This window comes from Actinoplanes sp. NPDC024001 (assembly GCF_040638955.1).
GTDB lineage: Bacteria > Actinomycetota > Actinomycetes > Mycobacteriales > Micromonosporaceae > Actinoplanes.
The window spans coordinates 39,722-56,060 of sequence record NZ_JBEZZB010000055.1 but is presented as its reverse complement, the minus strand read 5'-3'; the positions used below and the strand labels follow the sequence as shown (position 1 = coordinate 56,060).

Annotated in this window: 16 protein-coding genes; 10 read left to right on the top strand and 6 right to left on the bottom strand. The window is 73.0% G+C overall.

Going from position 1 to position 16,339, the window contains the following annotated elements; all coding sequences use genetic code 11:
• Positions 1 to 87: 87 nt before the first annotated feature.
• Positions 88 to 3,222 (top strand): DUF6493 family protein, encoded by a 3,135-nt coding sequence (locus AB0F81_RS22390; RefSeq protein WP_360200202.1) that lies wholly within the window; start codon positions 88 to 90, stop codon positions 3,220 to 3,222.
• 304 nt (positions 3,223 to 3,526) lie between these two features.
• Positions 3,527 to 3,829 (top strand): DUF1905 domain-containing protein, encoded by a 303-nt coding sequence (locus AB0F81_RS22385; protein ID WP_360200200.1) that lies wholly within the window; start codon positions 3,527 to 3,529, stop codon positions 3,827 to 3,829.
• A gap of 139 nt (positions 3,830 to 3,968) precedes the next feature.
• Here AB0F81_RS22385 and AB0F81_RS22380 read toward each other — a convergent pair whose 3' ends face one another.
• Positions 3,969 to 4,571 (bottom strand): TetR/AcrR family transcriptional regulator, encoded by a 603-nt coding sequence (locus AB0F81_RS22380; RefSeq protein WP_360200198.1) that lies wholly within the window; start codon positions 4,569 to 4,571, stop codon positions 3,969 to 3,971.
• A gap of 67 nt (positions 4,572 to 4,638) precedes the next feature.
• On the opposite strand from AB0F81_RS22380, the gene AB0F81_RS22375 reads away from it, so the two are divergent.
• From AB0F81_RS22375 to AB0F81_RS22365, 3 genes are read left to right on the top strand one after another with little or no spacing between them, the layout of a single operon-like run.
• On the top strand, positions 4,639 to 5,844 hold the full coding sequence (locus tag AB0F81_RS22375) for a cytochrome P450 (protein ID WP_360200196.1): 1,206 nt from the start codon (positions 4,639 to 4,641) through the stop codon (positions 5,842 to 5,844).
• A 4-nt stretch (positions 5,845 to 5,848) separates the two neighbouring features.
• Complete coding sequence (locus AB0F81_RS22370) at positions 5,849 to 6,619, top strand: SDR family oxidoreductase (RefSeq protein WP_360200194.1); 771 nt, start codon at positions 5,849 to 5,851, stop codon at positions 6,617 to 6,619.
• Positions 6,612 to 6,827: a ferredoxin gene (locus tag AB0F81_RS22365; protein ID WP_360200192.1), complete on the top strand. Its 216-nt coding sequence runs from the start codon at positions 6,612 to 6,614 to the stop codon at positions 6,825 to 6,827. Before AB0F81_RS22370 ends, AB0F81_RS22365 begins: the two co-directional genes overlap by 8 nt.
• Here AB0F81_RS22365 and AB0F81_RS22360 read toward each other — a convergent pair.
• Positions 6,817 to 7,353, bottom strand: coding sequence for a hypothetical protein (locus AB0F81_RS22360; RefSeq protein ID WP_360200190.1), 537 nt, complete (start codon positions 7,351 to 7,353; stop codon positions 6,817 to 6,819). The two genes, AB0F81_RS22365 and AB0F81_RS22360, sit on opposite strands and share 11 nt — an antisense overlap.
• Positions 7,354 to 7,559: 206 nt before the next feature.
• On the opposite strand from AB0F81_RS22360, the gene AB0F81_RS22355 reads away from it, so the two are divergent.
• Positions 7,560 to 8,378 carry a slipin family protein gene (locus tag AB0F81_RS22355; RefSeq protein ID WP_360200188.1) on the top strand — a complete coding sequence of 273 codons (819 nt, stop codon included), beginning with the start codon at positions 7,560 to 7,562 and terminating at the stop codon, positions 8,376 to 8,378.
• A gap of 75 nt (positions 8,379 to 8,453) precedes the next feature.
• On the opposite strand, the gene AB0F81_RS22350 is transcribed toward AB0F81_RS22355, so the two are convergent.
• Positions 8,454 to 9,194: a class I SAM-dependent methyltransferase gene (locus AB0F81_RS22350; protein WP_360200186.1), complete on the bottom strand. Its 741-nt coding sequence runs from the start codon at positions 9,192 to 9,194 to the stop codon at positions 8,454 to 8,456.
• Positions 9,195 to 9,236: 42 nt separating this feature from the next.
• Entirely contained in the window at positions 9,237 to 9,872 is a 636-nt protein-coding gene (locus tag AB0F81_RS22345; protein WP_360200184.1) for a DUF3159 domain-containing protein, read from the bottom strand.
• A 58-nt stretch (positions 9,873 to 9,930) separates the two neighbouring features.
• Between AB0F81_RS22345 and AB0F81_RS22340 the strand changes: the two genes are divergently transcribed.
• Positions 9,931 to 11,184: an FAD-binding oxidoreductase gene (locus AB0F81_RS22340; protein WP_360200182.1), complete on the top strand. Its 1,254-nt coding sequence runs from the start codon at positions 9,931 to 9,933 to the stop codon at positions 11,182 to 11,184.
• A gap of 47 nt (positions 11,185 to 11,231) precedes the next feature.
• Here the strand turns inward: AB0F81_RS22340 and AB0F81_RS22335 are convergent, their stop codons facing one another.
• Both AB0F81_RS22335 and AB0F81_RS22330 read right to left on the bottom strand, forming a co-directional pair.
• Positions 11,232 to 11,606, bottom strand: a complete 375-nt coding sequence (locus AB0F81_RS22335; protein WP_360200180.1) for a VOC family protein — start codon at positions 11,604 to 11,606, stop codon at positions 11,232 to 11,234.
• Positions 11,603 to 12,328: an ArsR family transcriptional regulator gene (locus AB0F81_RS22330; protein WP_360200178.1), complete on the bottom strand. Its 726-nt coding sequence runs from the start codon at positions 12,326 to 12,328 to the stop codon at positions 11,603 to 11,605. Before AB0F81_RS22330 ends, AB0F81_RS22335 begins: the two co-directional genes overlap by 4 nt.
• An 89-nt stretch (positions 12,329 to 12,417) precedes the next feature.
• Here AB0F81_RS22330 and AB0F81_RS22325 point away from each other — a divergent pair, with 89 nt between their 5' ends.
• The 3 genes from AB0F81_RS22325 to AB0F81_RS22315 all read left to right on the top strand — a co-directional run bounded on the left by AB0F81_RS22325 (position 12,418) and on the right by AB0F81_RS22315 (position 16,287).
• Positions 12,418 to 12,840 (top strand): hypothetical protein, encoded by a 423-nt coding sequence (locus AB0F81_RS22325; protein ID WP_360200176.1) that lies wholly within the window; start codon positions 12,418 to 12,420, stop codon positions 12,838 to 12,840.
• 109 nt (positions 12,841 to 12,949) lie between these two features.
• Positions 12,950 to 14,551 carry an ABC transporter ATP-binding protein gene (locus AB0F81_RS22320; RefSeq protein ID WP_360200204.1) on the top strand — a complete coding sequence of 534 codons (1,602 nt, stop codon included), beginning with the start codon at positions 12,950 to 12,952 and terminating at the stop codon, positions 14,549 to 14,551.
• Entirely contained in the window at positions 14,548 to 16,287 is a 1,740-nt protein-coding gene (locus AB0F81_RS22315) for an ABC transporter ATP-binding protein (RefSeq protein WP_360200174.1), read from the top strand. Before AB0F81_RS22320 ends, AB0F81_RS22315 begins: the two co-directional genes overlap by 4 nt.
• The last annotated feature ends 52 nt before the right edge of the window (positions 16,288 to 16,339 follow it).

Genomic DNA, 16,339 nt, shown 5'->3' with positions numbered 1-16,339 from the left:
GGGCGACCACCACAGGCCATCTCCCGATCCTCGCCGAGTTCCGGCGAGACCTTACAACCAAGATCTCGTCGAAAGGATGGTGCCCTAGTGACCACGTTCGCGCAGCTGGCGGCCTGGATCGAGGCCGGTGAGGTCGGGCGGGTGGCAAGTGGCCTGCTCGCCCTCGGCGAGCCGGAGCGGCGTGCGCTGGCCGGCCCGGTCAAGGAGATCGAGCTGGAGTTCCCGCACGAGTGGCCGGAGCCGGAGCCGCTGCCCGGCGAGGACCCGATGGATTACTACCCCCGTCAGCAGCGCGCGTGGGAGCAGCGGGAGTCCTTCCGGCGCCGCCGCGAGGGCGCGCTGCGGGTCGCCGGCGCGGGTTGCCTGCCCCGCGCGGCCGATGTGGTGACGTGGCTGCGCTCCGACCGCTTCTGGCTCGACCCGCTGCCGGCGTCGATCGACGCCGTCGTCGCGGTGCTGCGGGCACCCGGCCGGCCGTCGATCGAGGCCGTCGCCAAGAGCCTGGCCGACAAGTTGCGCCCGGCCCAGGTGGAGCGGCAGTGGCCGATCGTCGCCCGGCTGCTCGACGAGACCGGCCTGCCCACCCCGGCGACCGAGGCGACCGTGCGCGGCTGGATGGGCTCCTTCCGCCCCGGCGGCCTGACCCGCCAGCTGCGCGACTCACCCCGGACCGGTCAGCTGCTGCCGCACGTCTTCACGATCCCGCGGGTCGGCGCGCTGCTCGGCCAGGAGTGGCCGCCCGCGCTGGCCCGCCTCTGCGCCGACGGCGACTACGACCGCACCGCGCTGCTGGAGGGCTGCCTGCTGCGCCTGCGCGCCGGCGACCGCCCATCAGCGGTCAAGCCGGTGGTCGAGCTGCACCGGCTGCTCGACCCGGCGCCGGCCGAGCTGGCGGCCCACCGCCAGGAATACCTGGGCATGCTGTCCAGCCCGCACGTGGCCGTCGCCGAGCTGGCACTGCGCGCCCTGCGCACCGTCGACGAGACCGGCCAACTGGACGTGGACGCCATCGCCGAGGCGGCGTTCGCGGTGCTACCCCGCCCGGAGAAGAAACTGGTCCGCGCCCAGCTGGACTGGCTCGGCGCGGCCCTGGCCCGCGCCCCCGACCCGCGCTTGTTCGACGGGCTGGCAGCGGGCCTGGCCAACGAGGCGGTCGACCTGGCCGAGCGGGCGCTGAAACTCGCCGCCAAGCATCTGCCGGCCGTCGGCCCGCAGGGCCGAGCTACCTTCGCCGACGCGGCGGCCGGCCTGGAGGGCGACCTGCGCCGGCAGGCCGAGGCGGTGCTGCACAGATCAGCGGGCGACCTCGGCGGGCCGGGCGGTCAGGCCGGGCCACCACACCGCCGGGCCGCAGCCGCCCCCGGTGACGATGCTTCCGGCTTGGTGACTGATCCGGCCGGGCCGGCCGGGGATGCGCATCGGCAGGCGGCAGGGGTGCCGGGTGGCTTGGTGGGTGATCAGGCTGCGGTGGGATTCGGCGGCGGTGCGGCTGAGTTGGCCGGGGATGCGCATCGGCAGGCCGCAGGGGTGCCGGGCGGCTTGGTGGGTGATCAGGCTGCGGTGGGATTCGGCGGCGGTGCGGCTGAGTTGGCCGGGGAGGCGCATCGGCAGGCGGCGGAAGTGCCTGCTGGCTTGGTAGGTGATCAGGCTACGGTGGGATTCGGCAGTGGGGCCGCCGAGAATCCGCATCGGCACGCTGCAGGCGCGCCGGGTGGATCAGTGGATGATCCGGCTGCGGCGGGCCTCGGCAGTGAGGTGGGCGGGGCCGGCGGAGATCCGCGGAGGCCGGCCGAGGCGGTGCCGGGGCGAGTTGGCACCGTGCCGCTGCCAGCGGTGGCGCCGGCGGCGCCGATGCCCGCGGCGGTGACCTCGATCGCCGAATTGACCGGCATCGTCGTCACGATGTTGCACAAGACGCCGGACGACCCGGTGTTGATCGAGAGGTTGCTGGCCGGGCTGCTGCGGTTCGCGCACAGCGACCGTGCGGCGCTGGCCGAGGCGCTGCGGCCGGTGATCCCCGAGTTCTGGGACAGCCCTCTGGTCAGTTTGCTGTGGGCTGCCGCCGGGGAGGACCGGGCGTCGTGGGAGCCGGAGCTTGAACCAGGCCAGGTCCGGCCCGCGCCACCGTTCTGGATGATCGTCGGGCGGATGGCCGAGCTGACGCATCAACTCCGCGGCACACTGCCACCGGCGCTGCTGGCCACCCCGGCCACCATGGACGGGCACGTCGACCCGGCCCGCGTTCTCGCCCTGCTCGCGGAGGGCTGCGAGCCGGGTCCGTGGGACCTGTCGCAAGCCCTGCTCCGGCTGCCACGGGATGTCGATCCGGCCGTCCGGGAGGGTGCCGAGCGTCTCGGTTCACCAGCCGGCCGGGCTTTCGCCGCCTATCTGCGTGACGGCCTGCCCGACCCCGAGGTGGTCACCGTGACGGTCGGCCGCAAGCTTTGCGGCGGCTGCCACGACGGCCATTTCTGCTACTGCCTGTTGGCGCCGGTCGCGCGACGGACCGTCGCGTTCGAGCCGGTGGAACACGAGTCGCTGACCGTGCCGGCGGGCCTTCTCGGGTTGCCGGCCGACCAGGCCCAGGACCGCGCGTTCGGCTTCCGCCATGCCGAGAGTCCGATGGCTGCCTGGCCGATGATGCTGCCGAGCCACCGCGAGATCGTGGCCGCCCACGCGCAGCCGCTGCTCACCGCCGTGGCCGACGGCACCAACCGCGGCGAGGTCGAGATCCTGCCGGTCCTGGCTCGCACCGACGGCCCCTTCGGCCCGGCGATGGCCCTCTGCCTGGCCTACGGGCTGACCGCCGGCCGCCCCGGCTACCGGATCACCGCCACCGATGCGTTCGTGCTGCTCGCAGCCCGAGGCCTGCTCGACGGCGGCCTGGTCGGCCGCGAACTGGCCGAGCTCTACTCGGCGAACATCCTGGTGCTGAAACGAGTCGCGGAAAGCCTCGTGGAGGCGGTCCGTGCCGGGGCCGCCGAACAGGTGTGGGCGCTGGCCCGCGAACTGGTGCCGGTCGTGCTCGCGGCCGCAACCCCCGGGTCGGGCGCCCCTGACCTGCTGGCCCTGGCCGAATCAGCCGCATCGGGAATCGGTGCTGCGGAAGAGCTGCCGGGAGTCGCCGAGGTCGCTGCCCGACGCGGCAAGAGCCGGCTGGTCACCGAGGCGGCGCGGCTCGCCCGAACCATCGCTGGCAATCAAGGTTCGCAGCCCGCCTGAACCGTCGCCGGATCCGAGGTTCGCCCGCCCGACCGGTTGCCGGGATCCAAAGGTTCGCGGCTCGTCCGACCGGTTGTTGGGATCCGGGTTCGCGGCTTGCCCGACCGGTTGTTGGGATCCGGGTTCGCGGCTTGCCCGACCGGTTGTTGGGATCCAGGTTCGCGGCTCGCCCGAACGGTCGCCGGGATCCGAAGGTCGCGATCCGCCCGAGCCGTCAATGAGGATCGGATTCGGCCCAGGCATGGCCCGTCGCTTCGCCGGCCGGGCGGCGGAACTTGTCAGACCCTCGTGGCATGCTGCCGGCGTGAAGGTGGATTTCAAGGCCGAGCTGTGGATCTGGGACGCTCGCCGTGGGGACAGCTGGACCTTCGTGAGCCTGCCGGCGGACGACTCGGAGGAGATCCGCGACCTGACCGCCGGGCAGCCACGCGGGTTCGGCTCGGTGCGGGTGCGCGCCACGATCGGCGGCAGCAGCTGGACGACGTCGATCTTCCCCGACAGCGGTCGCGGGGCCTATGTGCTGCCGGTCAAGCGCGCCATCCGCACCGCCGAGAAGCTCGCCGCCGGCGATGTCGCCACCGTGACCGTCGAGCTGATCGACCTCTGACGGCTGGCTGACCGAGCGGCGCAGACGATGCGGTGGCAGGTGTCCGCGACCGCCGCAACGGCGGGGTGGCTCGCGCGCGAAGTCTGGTCGGTGGGTCTCGGAGAGGGCGGCGACCGTCTAGAACGTGAAGCGGCGACCGTCAAAGCGTGACGGGTGCGGTCCACAAGCCCGTCAAAGCGTCGACCAGGCCGTCAGCCACCTCCGGCCAGGTCGCCTCGGCGGTGCCGTCGTGCAGAGCGCGTTCCAGTTCAGCGCAAGTGTGCACCACCAGCACGCGCGTCATGTCGGTGCGCAACCGCTGCACCGCCGGCGGCAGCTCCGGCGTGCGCAGCGTGATCTCGCGCAGCGTGCGCTGCGTGGACGGCGTCGACAGCGCCTCCTCGGTGATCACATCGCGCAGGAACGGGTCGGTGGTCGCCTGCGCGGCGAACCGGGCGTAGCAGCTCTGCGGGCCGAGCGAGGCGAAGTGGTCGGTGATCGGCCGGACCAGGCAGCCGGCCCAGCCGGGCAGGGTGTCCGGGACACCGGCCGCCAGCAGGGCGGTGCGGCGCTGCTCGATGTCGGCGTTGTGCGGGCGCACGATGGCCCGCATCAGGTCGGCGCGGGAGCCGAAGTGGTACGTGATCACCGAGTTGTTGCCCTGCCCGGCCGCCTCGCTGATCTGCCGGTTGGAGACCGCGGCGACGCCGTGCAGGGCGAAGAGCCGTTCCGCGGTGGCCACGATCAGGTCCCTGGTCTTCACCCTTGTCAGCCTAAGACGGCCGTCTTAGATTGACGATTGTCAGTGGAACGCTGAGCGAGGAGCCGCGATGTCCATCGATCTCCCGGAGTACCCGTTCCCCCAGCCCACCGCCCTGGAACCGCCGCCGGAGTGGGCGGAGCTGCGGTCGAAGTGCCCGGTCGCCGAGGTGCGGCTGGCCAGCGGGGACCCGGCGCTGGTGCTCACTCGCTATGCCGATGTCCGCCAGGTGCTCAGCGATCCACGGTTCAGCCGGCTGTTGAACGCCGAGGACGCCGCCCGGGTCACCGCCAACGAGTCCGGCGGGGTGTTCGGGGCCGAGCAGGCCGAGAAGACGCCGGTCGGTGAGGGGCATCAGCGCTGGCGGCGGCTGGTGGGACGGTATTTCACCGCCAAGCGGATGTCGGCCATGCAGCCACGGATCGAGGCGATGGCCGAGCGGCTGGTCGACGACATGGTTGCCGGGGGCGCCCCGGCCGACCTCGTCTCGTCGTACGCGTTCCCCCTGCCCGTCTGGGTGATCTGCGACCTGCTCGGCGTGCCGGACCGGGACCGGGCGAAGTTCGCCTACTGGTCGGACCACATGCTGAGCCTGACCCGCTACCGGCAGGAGGAGATCAACGCCGCCCAGCTGGAGTTCGGGGAGTACATCTGGGCCCACATCGACAGCAAGCGCGCCGACCCCGGCGACGACCTGATCAGCGACCTGATCGTGGTGGCCGACGCCGAGGACGGGCAGTTGTCGCAGCTGGAGCTGGTCGGCACCGCGCAGGGCCTGCTGATCGCCGGCCACGAGACCACCGCCAACATGATCGGGAAGATGACCGCGATGCTGCTGGCCGACCGGTCCCGGTGGGAGCGGCTGCTGGCCGACCGGTCGCTGGTGCGCACCGCGGTCGAGGAGGCGCTGCGCTTCGACGCCAACCCGGGTTTCGGGATGCCGCGGTACATCACCGAGGAGATCGACGTGGGCGGCACGACCCTGTCGCCCGGCACCACGGTGATCAGCAGCATGGCGGCGGCGAACCGGGACGAGACGGCCTTCGCGGACGCCGGCGAGATGGACCTGGGCCGCTCGCCGAACCCGCACTTGGCCTTCGGCGCCGGGCCGCACTCCTGCATCGGGCAGGCGCTGGCGCGTACCGAGCTGCAGACCGCGCTGACCGTGCTGCTGAACCGGCTGCCGGGGCTGAGCCTGGACGTGCCCGCCGAGGAGCTGCCCCGCCGCGAAGGGCTGATCATCGGCGGCATCGAACGGGTGATGGTGCGGTGGTGACGTCATGCGCGGCCTGACCGGCAGGAGCATCGTCGTCTGCGGCGGCGCGACCGGCATCGGGTCGGCCACCGCGCAGCGGCTGGCGGCCGAGGGCGCCCGGGTGGTGGTCGGCGACCTCAACGCCGACGGCGCGCGGGAGACCGCCGACAAGATCGAAGCGGCCGGTGGTGAGGCGCTGGCGGTCACCTTCGACCTGGCCGGCGAGGCGTCGATCCGGGCGCTGATCGACCGGGCGGTGACCGAGTTCGGCACCGTGCACGGCCTGTTCAACGTGGGTGCCGACCTGTCGCCGGAGACGGTGGGCCGCGACGGCGACCTGCTGGAGATGGACCCGGCGGTGTGGCGGCGCACCTTCGAGGTGGACCTGCTGGGTTACGCGCTGTCCTGCCGCGCGGTCATCCCGGTGCTGCTGGCGAACGGCGGCGGCGCCATCGTCAACACCTCGTCACTGGCGGCCTGCGTGGGTGAGGCCACCCGCCCGGCGTACGCCGCCGCGAAAGCGGGGATCAACGCGCTGACCCGGCATGTCGCGTCCCGGTGGGGCAAGGAGGGGATACGCTGCAACGGCGTGCAGCCGGGCATGGTGATGAGCGAGACCGCCCTGGCCACGATGAGCGAGGAGTTCCAGGCGGCCGGACTGGCGGGCAGCCGCAGCACCCGCCTGGGCCGCCCCGCCGACCTGGCCGCGACCGTGGCGTTCCTGCTGTCCGACGACGCCGAGTGGGTCAACGGGCAGACCTGGACGGTGGACGGTGGTGCCACCTTCCATGACTGAGGCGGAGGTGCCCGTGCACGTCAGCGTCGACCGGCAGAAGTGCTGCGGCGCCGGTCAGTGTGTCCTGCTCGCCCCGGACGTCTTCGACCAGGGCGAGGACGACGGCATCGTGGTGCTGCTCGACCCGGAGCCCGATCCGCCGCAGCACGGCATGGTGCGTGAGGCCGAGGCGGTCTGCCCGACCAGCGCCATCACCATCACCAGTTGAGGAACGTCGTCCACAGCGAGTGCAGGGCGCCGGCGAGCAACGCGACGCCGGAACCCACACCGACCACGGCGCTGGGGTGCAACCGGGTCTTCCGGGAGATCGGGATCGCGGCGAGCGACGTGGCGGTGACCAGGACCCCCACCACGTGGATCACCGGATAGTGCAGCAGCGCCGCGAGCGGGAACAGGTGCACCCCGACCACGAAGGAGATCCAGACCGGGATCAGTGACGGCCGCTTCGCCACCGCGAGCATGGCGGCGCCGATCCCGGCGACGGCGAACTCGATGCCGACGACGATGCCGTAGGTCCGGCTGACCGACTCGTCGAACACGGTGCCGTCGGACCAGTGGAGCGCGGCCTGCACGGCGCCACCGGCCATCGCCAGCACGCCGGCGGTCAGCCCGGCGTAGAGGTAGCGCCGCCAGGCCGGTGGCGGCGCCTCCAGAGCCCAGCCGAACCAGACCATCGTGAAGAATCCGAAGATCGCCGCGGTCATGGCGGCGTCGCGGACGTACTCGGCCAGCATGGGTGCCCCTCGCGTCGATATTGCGTTGTGGCTGATCGGGAATCTTGCCATTCTCAGTGCGGCCCCGGCGATTCCAGAAGAAAGCGCCTCCACAGCGGACGCACTGGCGCTCAAACCACGCTCGTCCCGCTGCCTTCCGGGCGACGGATCCTTCCCGTCGGAACCGCTACGGGGCCACCCTTTTCTCTTTGTCACAGAGGTGAACCATGTCCAAGACCCGTGAGGTGATCATCCGCAGCGGATTCCGTGGCCTGCGCTATGTCGACGGCCGATTCGACCAGGTGCTCGAGCCCGGCCGTTACGAGCTGCCCACCCGGCGGTTCCCGGGGCAGCGGGTGCCCACCGTCGACGTCGTCTTCGTCGACCTGCGCGAGCGTGAGCTCAACATCAAGGGCCAGGAGATCCTGACCGCCGACAAGGTCGCGGTCCGGGTCAACATCATCACGCATTTCCGGGTGGTCGACCCGGTGGCCGCGATCGAGCGCGTCGCCGATTACGCCGACCGGGTCTACAGCGACGTGCAGCTCGCCGCCCGCCGGTCGCTGGCGTCCATGACGCTGGAGGCCATCCTCACCAACCGTAACCAGCTCAGCGAGGATATCCTGCGCGACGTCGAGGGTGTCTCCGCCGGTTACGGTGTCGAGATCATCCGCGCCGACGTGAAGGACCTGGTCTTCCCGGGCAACCTGCAGGACGTGATGAACCGGGTGCTCACCGCGCAGCGCCTGGCCGAGGCGCAGATGGTCGAGGCGCGCACCCGGGCCGACCGCGAGGCTCTGGAGGCGGCGTCCAAGGCGGACTCCTCCCGGCTGGCCGCCGAGGCCGACGCCGCGGCCACGCGGATCCGCGCCGATGCCGAGGTCGACGCGCTGCGCCGGCTCGCGGCCGCCGCCGAGGCCTATGCGGAGCACCCGGCCCTGCTGCGCCTGCGCGAGCTGGAGACCCTGGGCGCGCTCGGCGCGAACGCCGCGGCCCGCCTCTACATCGGCTTCGACAAGCACAGCGACGGCCTTGCGGCCGACTGACAAAACCCCGCGATCGTACGAGTAGCCGGCCCCCAGAAGCCGGCTACTCCGCATCTGGCATCGGCGCCACAGGGGTCACCGTGGCTCGGCAGGTCTCAGCACCGCCGTGTACTCGGCGTGCTCCCGCAGCAACTGCGCCGCGGGGCCGCCGGTGATCCCGGCCAGCCGCAGCCCGGTGCCCTCGACCAGCAGCCCCAGGTCGGCCGGCGTGTAACAGCGCAGCACCTGACTGATCCGGTCCTCCGGCCGGCCCGCCTCCCACCAGGTGTCGACCGCGGTGCAGGTCACCGGGTCGAAGGTGGTCAGCTCGAACAGCTCATGCGCGTAACCCCGCTGCGGATCCGGGGTCCGGTGGGTGCGGTCGCCGTCCCACCGGGCCCACACGAACGGGTTGAACACGTCGATCAGCGCGACCCCGCTCGGCCGCAGCCATCCGGCGATCCGGCGCAACAGCCGGCGCTGATCCGCGTCCGACCCGACGCCGAAACCGTTCCAGTAGCTGACCACGTCGAAGTCGCCGGTCAGCCGTACCTCGTAGAAGTCGTCGTTGATGACGGTGAGTGAGCCGGGCGCGACGTCGCCGCGGAAGCGGCCGGCGCGCTCGCTGATCTCCACCGCGGTGACCGCGTGTCCGGCCTGTGCCGTCGCCGTCGCGGTGGTGCCGTAGCCGGAGCCCAGTTCGAGCACCCGCCGCGGCCCGTCGCCGGCGTGCTCGTGCAGCAGGCGCACCCGCCGGTGGTCACGTTCGGTGAGGCGTGCCTCGGCGTCGCCCCACCACGCCCCGGTCCGTGAGTAGAAGCCCCTGACCCAGTCCATGGATGAAGTTCACTGCGCGGGCGCCGGCCGGGCAACCGGGTTTCAGGCGGGCTGGTCGACCGGGTGGCGCAGCCCGGGATGGCCGGCCGGGAGGTTGCGGCGGATCACCCACCAGCTCACCGTGAGGCAGGCGGCGACCAGCGGCCAGCTCAGCGCGACCCGGGCCACGCCGAGCGCGGCGACCTGCCCGGCGGTGTAGAGCGGCAGGAAGACCGCCATCCGGATCAGGTACTGCATCACCCACACCCAGCTGCCCCGCGAGTATGCCCGCAGCAGCGCCGGATCACGCCGCCAGCGGGTCTTCTGGCCGAGCACGGCACCGACGATGACGCCGAGCAGCGGCCACCGGATCACGATGCTGACCGCCCAGGCCAGCGCGCTGGCCGCGTTGCTGAAGAGCTGGAGCAGGAAGAAGTTCTCGGCCTTGCCGGTGCGCAGGGCGATCAGCGCGGCCACCGAGACGCCCAGCAGCCCGATCAGGACCGCGCGGGGCCGGTCGCCGTTGCGCAGCCGCCACACCGCGATGCCGATCGCGAAGACCGCCGCGCCGATGGTGCCGCCCCAGATCGACTGGCCGCCGAGCAGGTAGCCGGCGACGAACCCGACCGCCGGCAGCGAGGCGTCGACCGCCGCCCGCCGCCCGTCGAGCAACTGCGTCAGCGATTCCGGCTGTGCCATTGTCACCCTGTCTGTTGAGGTTAGGCGAGCCTAACTCACTCCGGTCGCGGGCTGACCGATGAGTTCCGCGCGCGGCGGTGGTCTGACCGGCATGAGCATTCACCTGCGCCCCGGGGACGAGGGCTACGACGAGAACCGCAAGGCGCTGAACCCGGCGCTCGACCCGTACCCCGCCTCCATCGTGCTGGCCACGAGCGTGGCGGACGTCCGTTCGGCCGTCCTGGCCGCCCGCCGGCAGCGGCTGCCGTTCGCGGTGCAGGCCACCGGGCACGGCACCCACGTCGCGCACGACGGGGCGGTGCTGCTGCGTACGAATGGCATGGCTGCCGTGCTGGTGGACCCGGACCGGCGGGTCGCCCGGGTGGGCCCGGGCGCGCGCTGGCGCGACGTGCTCGCGGCGGCCGCGCCGTTCGGGTTGGCGCCGCTCTCCGGCTCGTCGCCCGACGTCGGGGTGACCGGCTACACGCTCGGCGGCGGTCTGGGCTGGCTGGCCCGCCGGTACGGCCTGGCGGCGGAAAGCGTGCTCCGGGCCCGGGTGGTCACCGCCGACGGCGACGTGCTCACCACCGACGCGGACCAGCACGCCGACCTGTTCTGGGCGCTGCGGGGCGGCGGTGGCTCGTTCGGCGTGGTCACCGACCTCGAGTTCCGCCTCTACCCGGTGACCCGGGTGTACGCCGGCGCGGTCACCTTCGGCCGGGAGCGGGCCGCCGAGACGCTGGCCCACTACCGGCGCTGGATCGAGCGGGTGCCCGACGAGATGAGCACCGCGATCGTGCTCACCCGCGACGGGAACCTCACCGTGAAGGCGATGTACGCCGGCGACGCCGACCGGGGCCGCCACCTGCTGGAACCGCTGTGGCGCACGGCCGGCCCGGTCCGCGAGGACACCATGCGGGTGGTCGACTACGCCGAGGCGGCGATGGGCGGCACCTTCGCCCGCACCTTCGACCAGGTGCGCACCTTCGACGACGACCTGGTGGACGCGCTGGTCAGCGAGCCGGGAGCGACCGTGGAGATCCGCCACTGGGGCGGCCGGATCGCCCGCGACAGCGGCGCCGGCGCGCACCGGGACGCCCCGCTCTCGGTCATCCTGGACACCGTGCCGTCGGCGCGGGCCGCCGAGGCGCTGCGGGGCGCCGGCATCGGCAGCAGCTTCCTGAACTTCCTGCCCGACCCGTCCCGGGTGGCGACGGCGTTCACCGCCGCCAACTGGGACGCCCTGTGCCGGGTCAAGGCCGCCTACGACCCGGACCACTTCTTCCGGGCCGGCCTGGCGATCCCGCCCGCCGCCGCCCGGGCCTGCGCCTGAGACCCCACCGTGTGGACTTCGGCCCCGGCTCGGAAGCGGTGGACCGGCTAGCGGCCGGCGGGCTGGAACAGCTCGACCAGATTGCCGGCCGGGTCGGTGAGCAGGACCTGGCTGCCGCCGGGACCGGTGACCACGTCGCCGGTGAAGGACACGCCCGCGGCGCGCAGCCGGTCGATCTCCGCGGCCAGATCGTCGAACTCCAGGTGGATGCGGTTGGCGCCGGCGGTCCGGGCATCGTCCGGCGTGGCCCGGGCGCCGGAACTGGCCGGGCCGGAGAGCAGCAGCCGCAGCGGGCCACGGAGCACGTCGGCGAAGGCCGGGTTGGCGCTGGGGCCGGGGGTGAAGCCGAGATGGCGGGTGTAGAACTCGACGGCGGCCGGGACGTCGTCGACGAGATAGCGAACGCTCGCGTACTGACTCATGGCGCAACCTCCTCCAGAAGCGGTCGTAGGTGCCTGATGCGGGTGTCGATGTCGGCCGCGATGCGGACGTGGCCGGCGTAGTCGCCGGGGACGGGCAGACTCCAGTGCGCCCGCCGGGGACGTCCCGGGAAGTCGGGGAGGGCCTCGCGGGCCCGGTCGCAGAGGCTGATCACGTAGTCGAAGCGGTGGCCGGTGAGCGTGTCCCAGTGCCGGGCCGGCCGGCCGGCGACGTCGATCCCGTAGACCTCGGAGAGCACCCGGACGGTGTGCGGATGCAGGCCGGCGGGCCGAGGCCGGCTGCCGGCGCTGGTCACCTCGACCCGGTCGCCGGTGCGGTGGCGCAGCAGGGCCTCGGCGATGGGGGAGCGGGCGCTGTTGCCGGTGCAGACGAAGAGCACCCGGCCCCGCGCGGTGCCGCCGCCGGACGACGGGTGCAGGGCGGGGTGCAGGGCCGCGCCGGCCGCCCGGAACGCGCCGGCGCACCGGTCCAGCTCCAGGTGGTAATAGGTGTCGCGGCCGTCGAAGGTGCTCCGGACCGTGGTGACCAGCCCGGCCTGGCGCAGCAGCCGCAGATGGTAGGAGACCAGATTCTGCGGCTCGCCGCTGAGCGCGACCAGGTCACGGACGCGCTGGTCGCTGGTGGCCAGCTCGGTCAGCAGCCGCCACCGCAGCGGGTGGGCGGCCAGCCGGAGGAACGCCGGAGGCGGTGGGTGGGACGCCACCCCGCCAGATTACATCAAATCAGTTTGATGGGATGGTCGCCTTTCGTAGGATCGTCGCGGACATTCGATCGACGAAGGGAAATGTGACGATGGCGCAAGTCGCTGTCCGCCCGGCGGCGCCGCCGGTGGTCAAGGTCGTGGTGATCGGGCTGGCCCTGCTCGCCGTGCTGAACATCGTCCGGGCCGTCGTGCAGGTGCCCTACAACCTGTCGCACACCTCCTACGGCGACGCCGCGCGGATCCTCTACGTCGGACTGAACGCGATCACCGTGCTCTTCTCGCTCTTCGTGCTGCTGCTCGCCTGGTTCCTCTGGCAGGGCCGGCAGTGGGCCTGGATCACCTGCATGCCGTTGCTCGGCCTGGCCGCGCTGTGGGGCGGGATCATGCTGCTGCCCCCGCTGGTCGACGGGAAGTTCCCGGGGGCCGGGCTGACCGTGCTGGCGGTCGCGGTGGGGATGCTGCTGGCGCTCACCGCGCCCGCCTCGGCCCGGCGGTTCTTCACCCGCAGATAACCCCTAAACCGGTCGACAACGGTACGGCCGGATGGGCAGCATGACCGGCGTGGACTTACGGGGGCCGGGGCGATTTCTGTGGTGGCTGGCGCGACAGTGCAAGGGACGGGTGGCCGCCGGGACCCTGTTCGGCTCGGCCTGGTTCCTCACGCTGGCGTTCACGCCGTACCTGATCTCCCGGGCCGTCGACGAGGGCGTGCGGCCGCGCAGCGTGCCCGCGCTGCTCGCCTGGACCGCCGGGGTGCTGGTCCTCGGCGTGGCCAGCGCCGGTCTCGGGATCATGCGGCACCGCAGCATGACCAAGCTGCGGCTGGCCGCCGCGCTGCGCACCGCCGACGAGGTGATGACGCACGCCACCCGGCTCGGCGCGGCCCTGCCGCGCCGGGTGACCGCCGGTGAGGTGGTCACCATCGGCATCTCCGACGTGTGGACGATCGGCCGGGCGATGAACGTCGGCAGCGTCGGGGTCGCCGCCTTGCTGGCCTGTTCGATGGTCGCCGTGCTGCTGTTCCGGACGTCGCCGGTGCTCGCCCTGGTCGTGCCGATCGGGGTGCCGCTGCTCGGGCTGGTCGTCGGGCCGCTGCTGCACCGCACACAGCGCGCCGGGTCGCACTACCGGGAGCGGCAGGGCGCGCTGAACGCGCGTCTGGTCGATGTGGTCGGTGGCCTGCGCATCCTCAACGGACTCGGCGGCAAGCAGACCCACCTGGAGCGTTACGAGCGGGAGTCGGCGCGGGTCCGCGAGCAGGGTTATCGGGTGGGCCGGCCGTCGAGCTGGATCGGCGCGCTCGGCGACGGCCTGCCGGTGGTCTTCCTCGCGGTGGTGATCTGGCTGGCCGCCCGGCTCGCGGCCGCCGGCGAGCTCACCGTCGGTGAGCTGATCGCGGTGTACGGCTACACCGCGATGCTGGTCGTGCCGGTGAGCGTCTTCATCTTCTGCGGCTTCGACCTGGCGCACGGCCTGGTGGCGGCCCGCCGGGTGACCGACTTCCTGCGGCTGCCCGTCGACGACCCGTCCGGCGAGCCGGCACCCGCCGGCCCGGCGGTCCTGCACGACCCGGAGTCCGGCGTGACCGCCGAGCCCGGCCGGCTGACCGCGCTGGCCGGCGCCCGCCCGGCCGACGCAGCCGAGGTCCTCGACCGCCTCGGGCGCTACGGCGTGACCACCGCGACCTGGGACGGCCGCCGCCTGGACCGGATCGCGATGGCCGGCATCCGGGAGCGGATCCTGGTGGCCGTCAACGACGCCGACCTGTTCGCCGGCTCGCTGCGCGAGGTGGTGGCTGGGCGGCACGAGCCGGAGGACGCGCGGGTCCGCGAGGCGATCCGGGTCGCCGTCGCGCACGACGTGGCCGACGACCTGGACCGCCCGGTCGAGTGGGGCGGGCGCAACCTGTCCGGCGGGCAGCGGCAGCGGGTCCGGCTGGCCCGGGCCGTCTACACCGACCCGGAGATGCTGCTCGCCGTCGAGCCGACCTCGGCGGTGGACGCGCACACCGAGGTGGCGATCGCCGAGCGGCTGGCCGAGGCGCGGGCCGGGCGGGGCACCGTGGTGGCGACCACCTCGCCGGTCTTCCTGGACCGGGCCGACGTCGTGCACTACCTGGTGGCCGGCCGGGTCGCCGCCTCCGGCACGCACCACGAGCTGCTGGCCACCGAACCGGGTTATCGCACCCTGGTCACTCGCGTCTTCGGGGAGGACGAGCTATGAGCGCGGCGCTGCCGATCGCGGATCAGCCCACGGTCCGGCGGGCCGCTCTCCGGCTGGTGGCGGTCGACCGGCGGGCCGTCGCCGGGCTGATCACGGTCAGTTCGCTGGCCGCCCTCGCCGCGCTGGGCGGGCCGTGGCTGCTCGGCCGGATCATCGACGCGGTGGCCGCCGGCAGCGGTGCCGGGCAGGTGGACCTGCTGGCTCTGGCCGTCCTGGGCTGTGCCGTCGTGCAGACGCTGCTGTCGCGGTACGCGCTCGCGATCGGCTACCGCTTCGGCGAGCGCACCGCCGCCCGGATCCGGGAGAGCTTCCTGCGCCGGGCGCTCAACCTGCCGGCCGCGGTGCTGGAGCGGGTGCCCTCCGGTGACCTCGCGGCCCGCGGCACCACCGATGTGGACGCGGTCGCCACCACGCTGCGCGACATCCTGCCGACCGTCTTCATCGCCGTGATCCAGCTGCTGTTCGTGGCGGTCGCCGTGGTGCTGCTCGACCCGCTGCTGGGCGTGGTCGGGGTGCTCGGGCTCTCCGGCATCTGGTTCGTGACGCAGTGGTACCTGCGGCGGGCGCGGGCCGCCTATCTGGCCGAGGGCGCGGCGAACTCGCGGCTCGCCGAGGAGCTGGCGGCGACCACCGCCGGCGCCCGCACCGTGGAGGCGTTCGGCCTGGCCGGCCGCCGCCTGGCGGCCGGACACGAGGCGATCACCGAGACCCGTCGCACCCGGCTCGCCACGCTCCGCCTGCGCAGTGTCTTCTTCCCGCTCGCCGAGACGTCGTACGCGGTGCCGACCGTGCTCATCCTGCTGCTCGGCGGGCTGCTCTACATCGACGGCCAGGTCAGCCTCGGCACGGTCGGTGCGGCCGTGCTCTATCTGCGGCAGCTGGTCAACCCGCTGGACACCATCCTGATCCGGATCGAGCTGATGCAGAGCAGCCTCGCCTCATTCGCCCGGGTGGAGGGGCTGAGCGTGATCCCGGCCGGCCCGCCGCCCACCACGGACACCCCGCGCGACGAGGTGATCGAGGTGACCGGGGTGCGGTACGCCTACGACCGGGGCCGCGACGTGCTGCACGACGTGCGGCTGACGGTCCGGCCGGGGGAGCGGCTGGCGATCGTCGGGCTCTCCGGCGCCGGCAAGTCCACTCTGGGCCGGCTGATCGCCGGGGTGGACCGGCCGACCGCGGGTTCGGTGACCGTCGGCGGGGTGCCGGTCGCTGACCTGCCGCCGGACGAGCTGCGCCGCCAGGTCGTGCTGGTCACCCAGGAGCACCACGTCTTCCGGGAGTCGCTGCGGGACAACCTGATGGTGCCCGCCTCCGACGGCGAGCTGCGCCGGGCGCTCGCCACGGTCGGCGCGGACTGGGCCGACGACCTGGACCGGGATCTCGGCGAGCAGCCGCCGGACGGCGCGCAGGCGCAGCAGCTGGCGCTGGCCCGGGTGGTGCTGGCCGACCCGCACACGGTGATCCTCGACGAGGCGACGGCGTTGCTCGACCCGACCGCGGCGCGGACCGCCGAGCGGGCCCTGGCGGCGGTGCTGCACGAGCGCACGGTGATCGCGATCGCGCACCGGTTGCAGACCGCACACGACGCCGACCGGGTGGCGGTGATGGACGACGGCCGGATCATCGAGCTGGGCACGCACGACGAGCTGGTCGCGGCCGGCGGGTCGTACGCGGCGCTGTGGCGGTCCTGGCACGGCGGCGACACCGTGCACGCCGGCCGGACGGAATCCTGAGGGTCCGAAAGTTTCGGCAATCGCGACCGCAACCCAACGTGGCTCGCGGTTT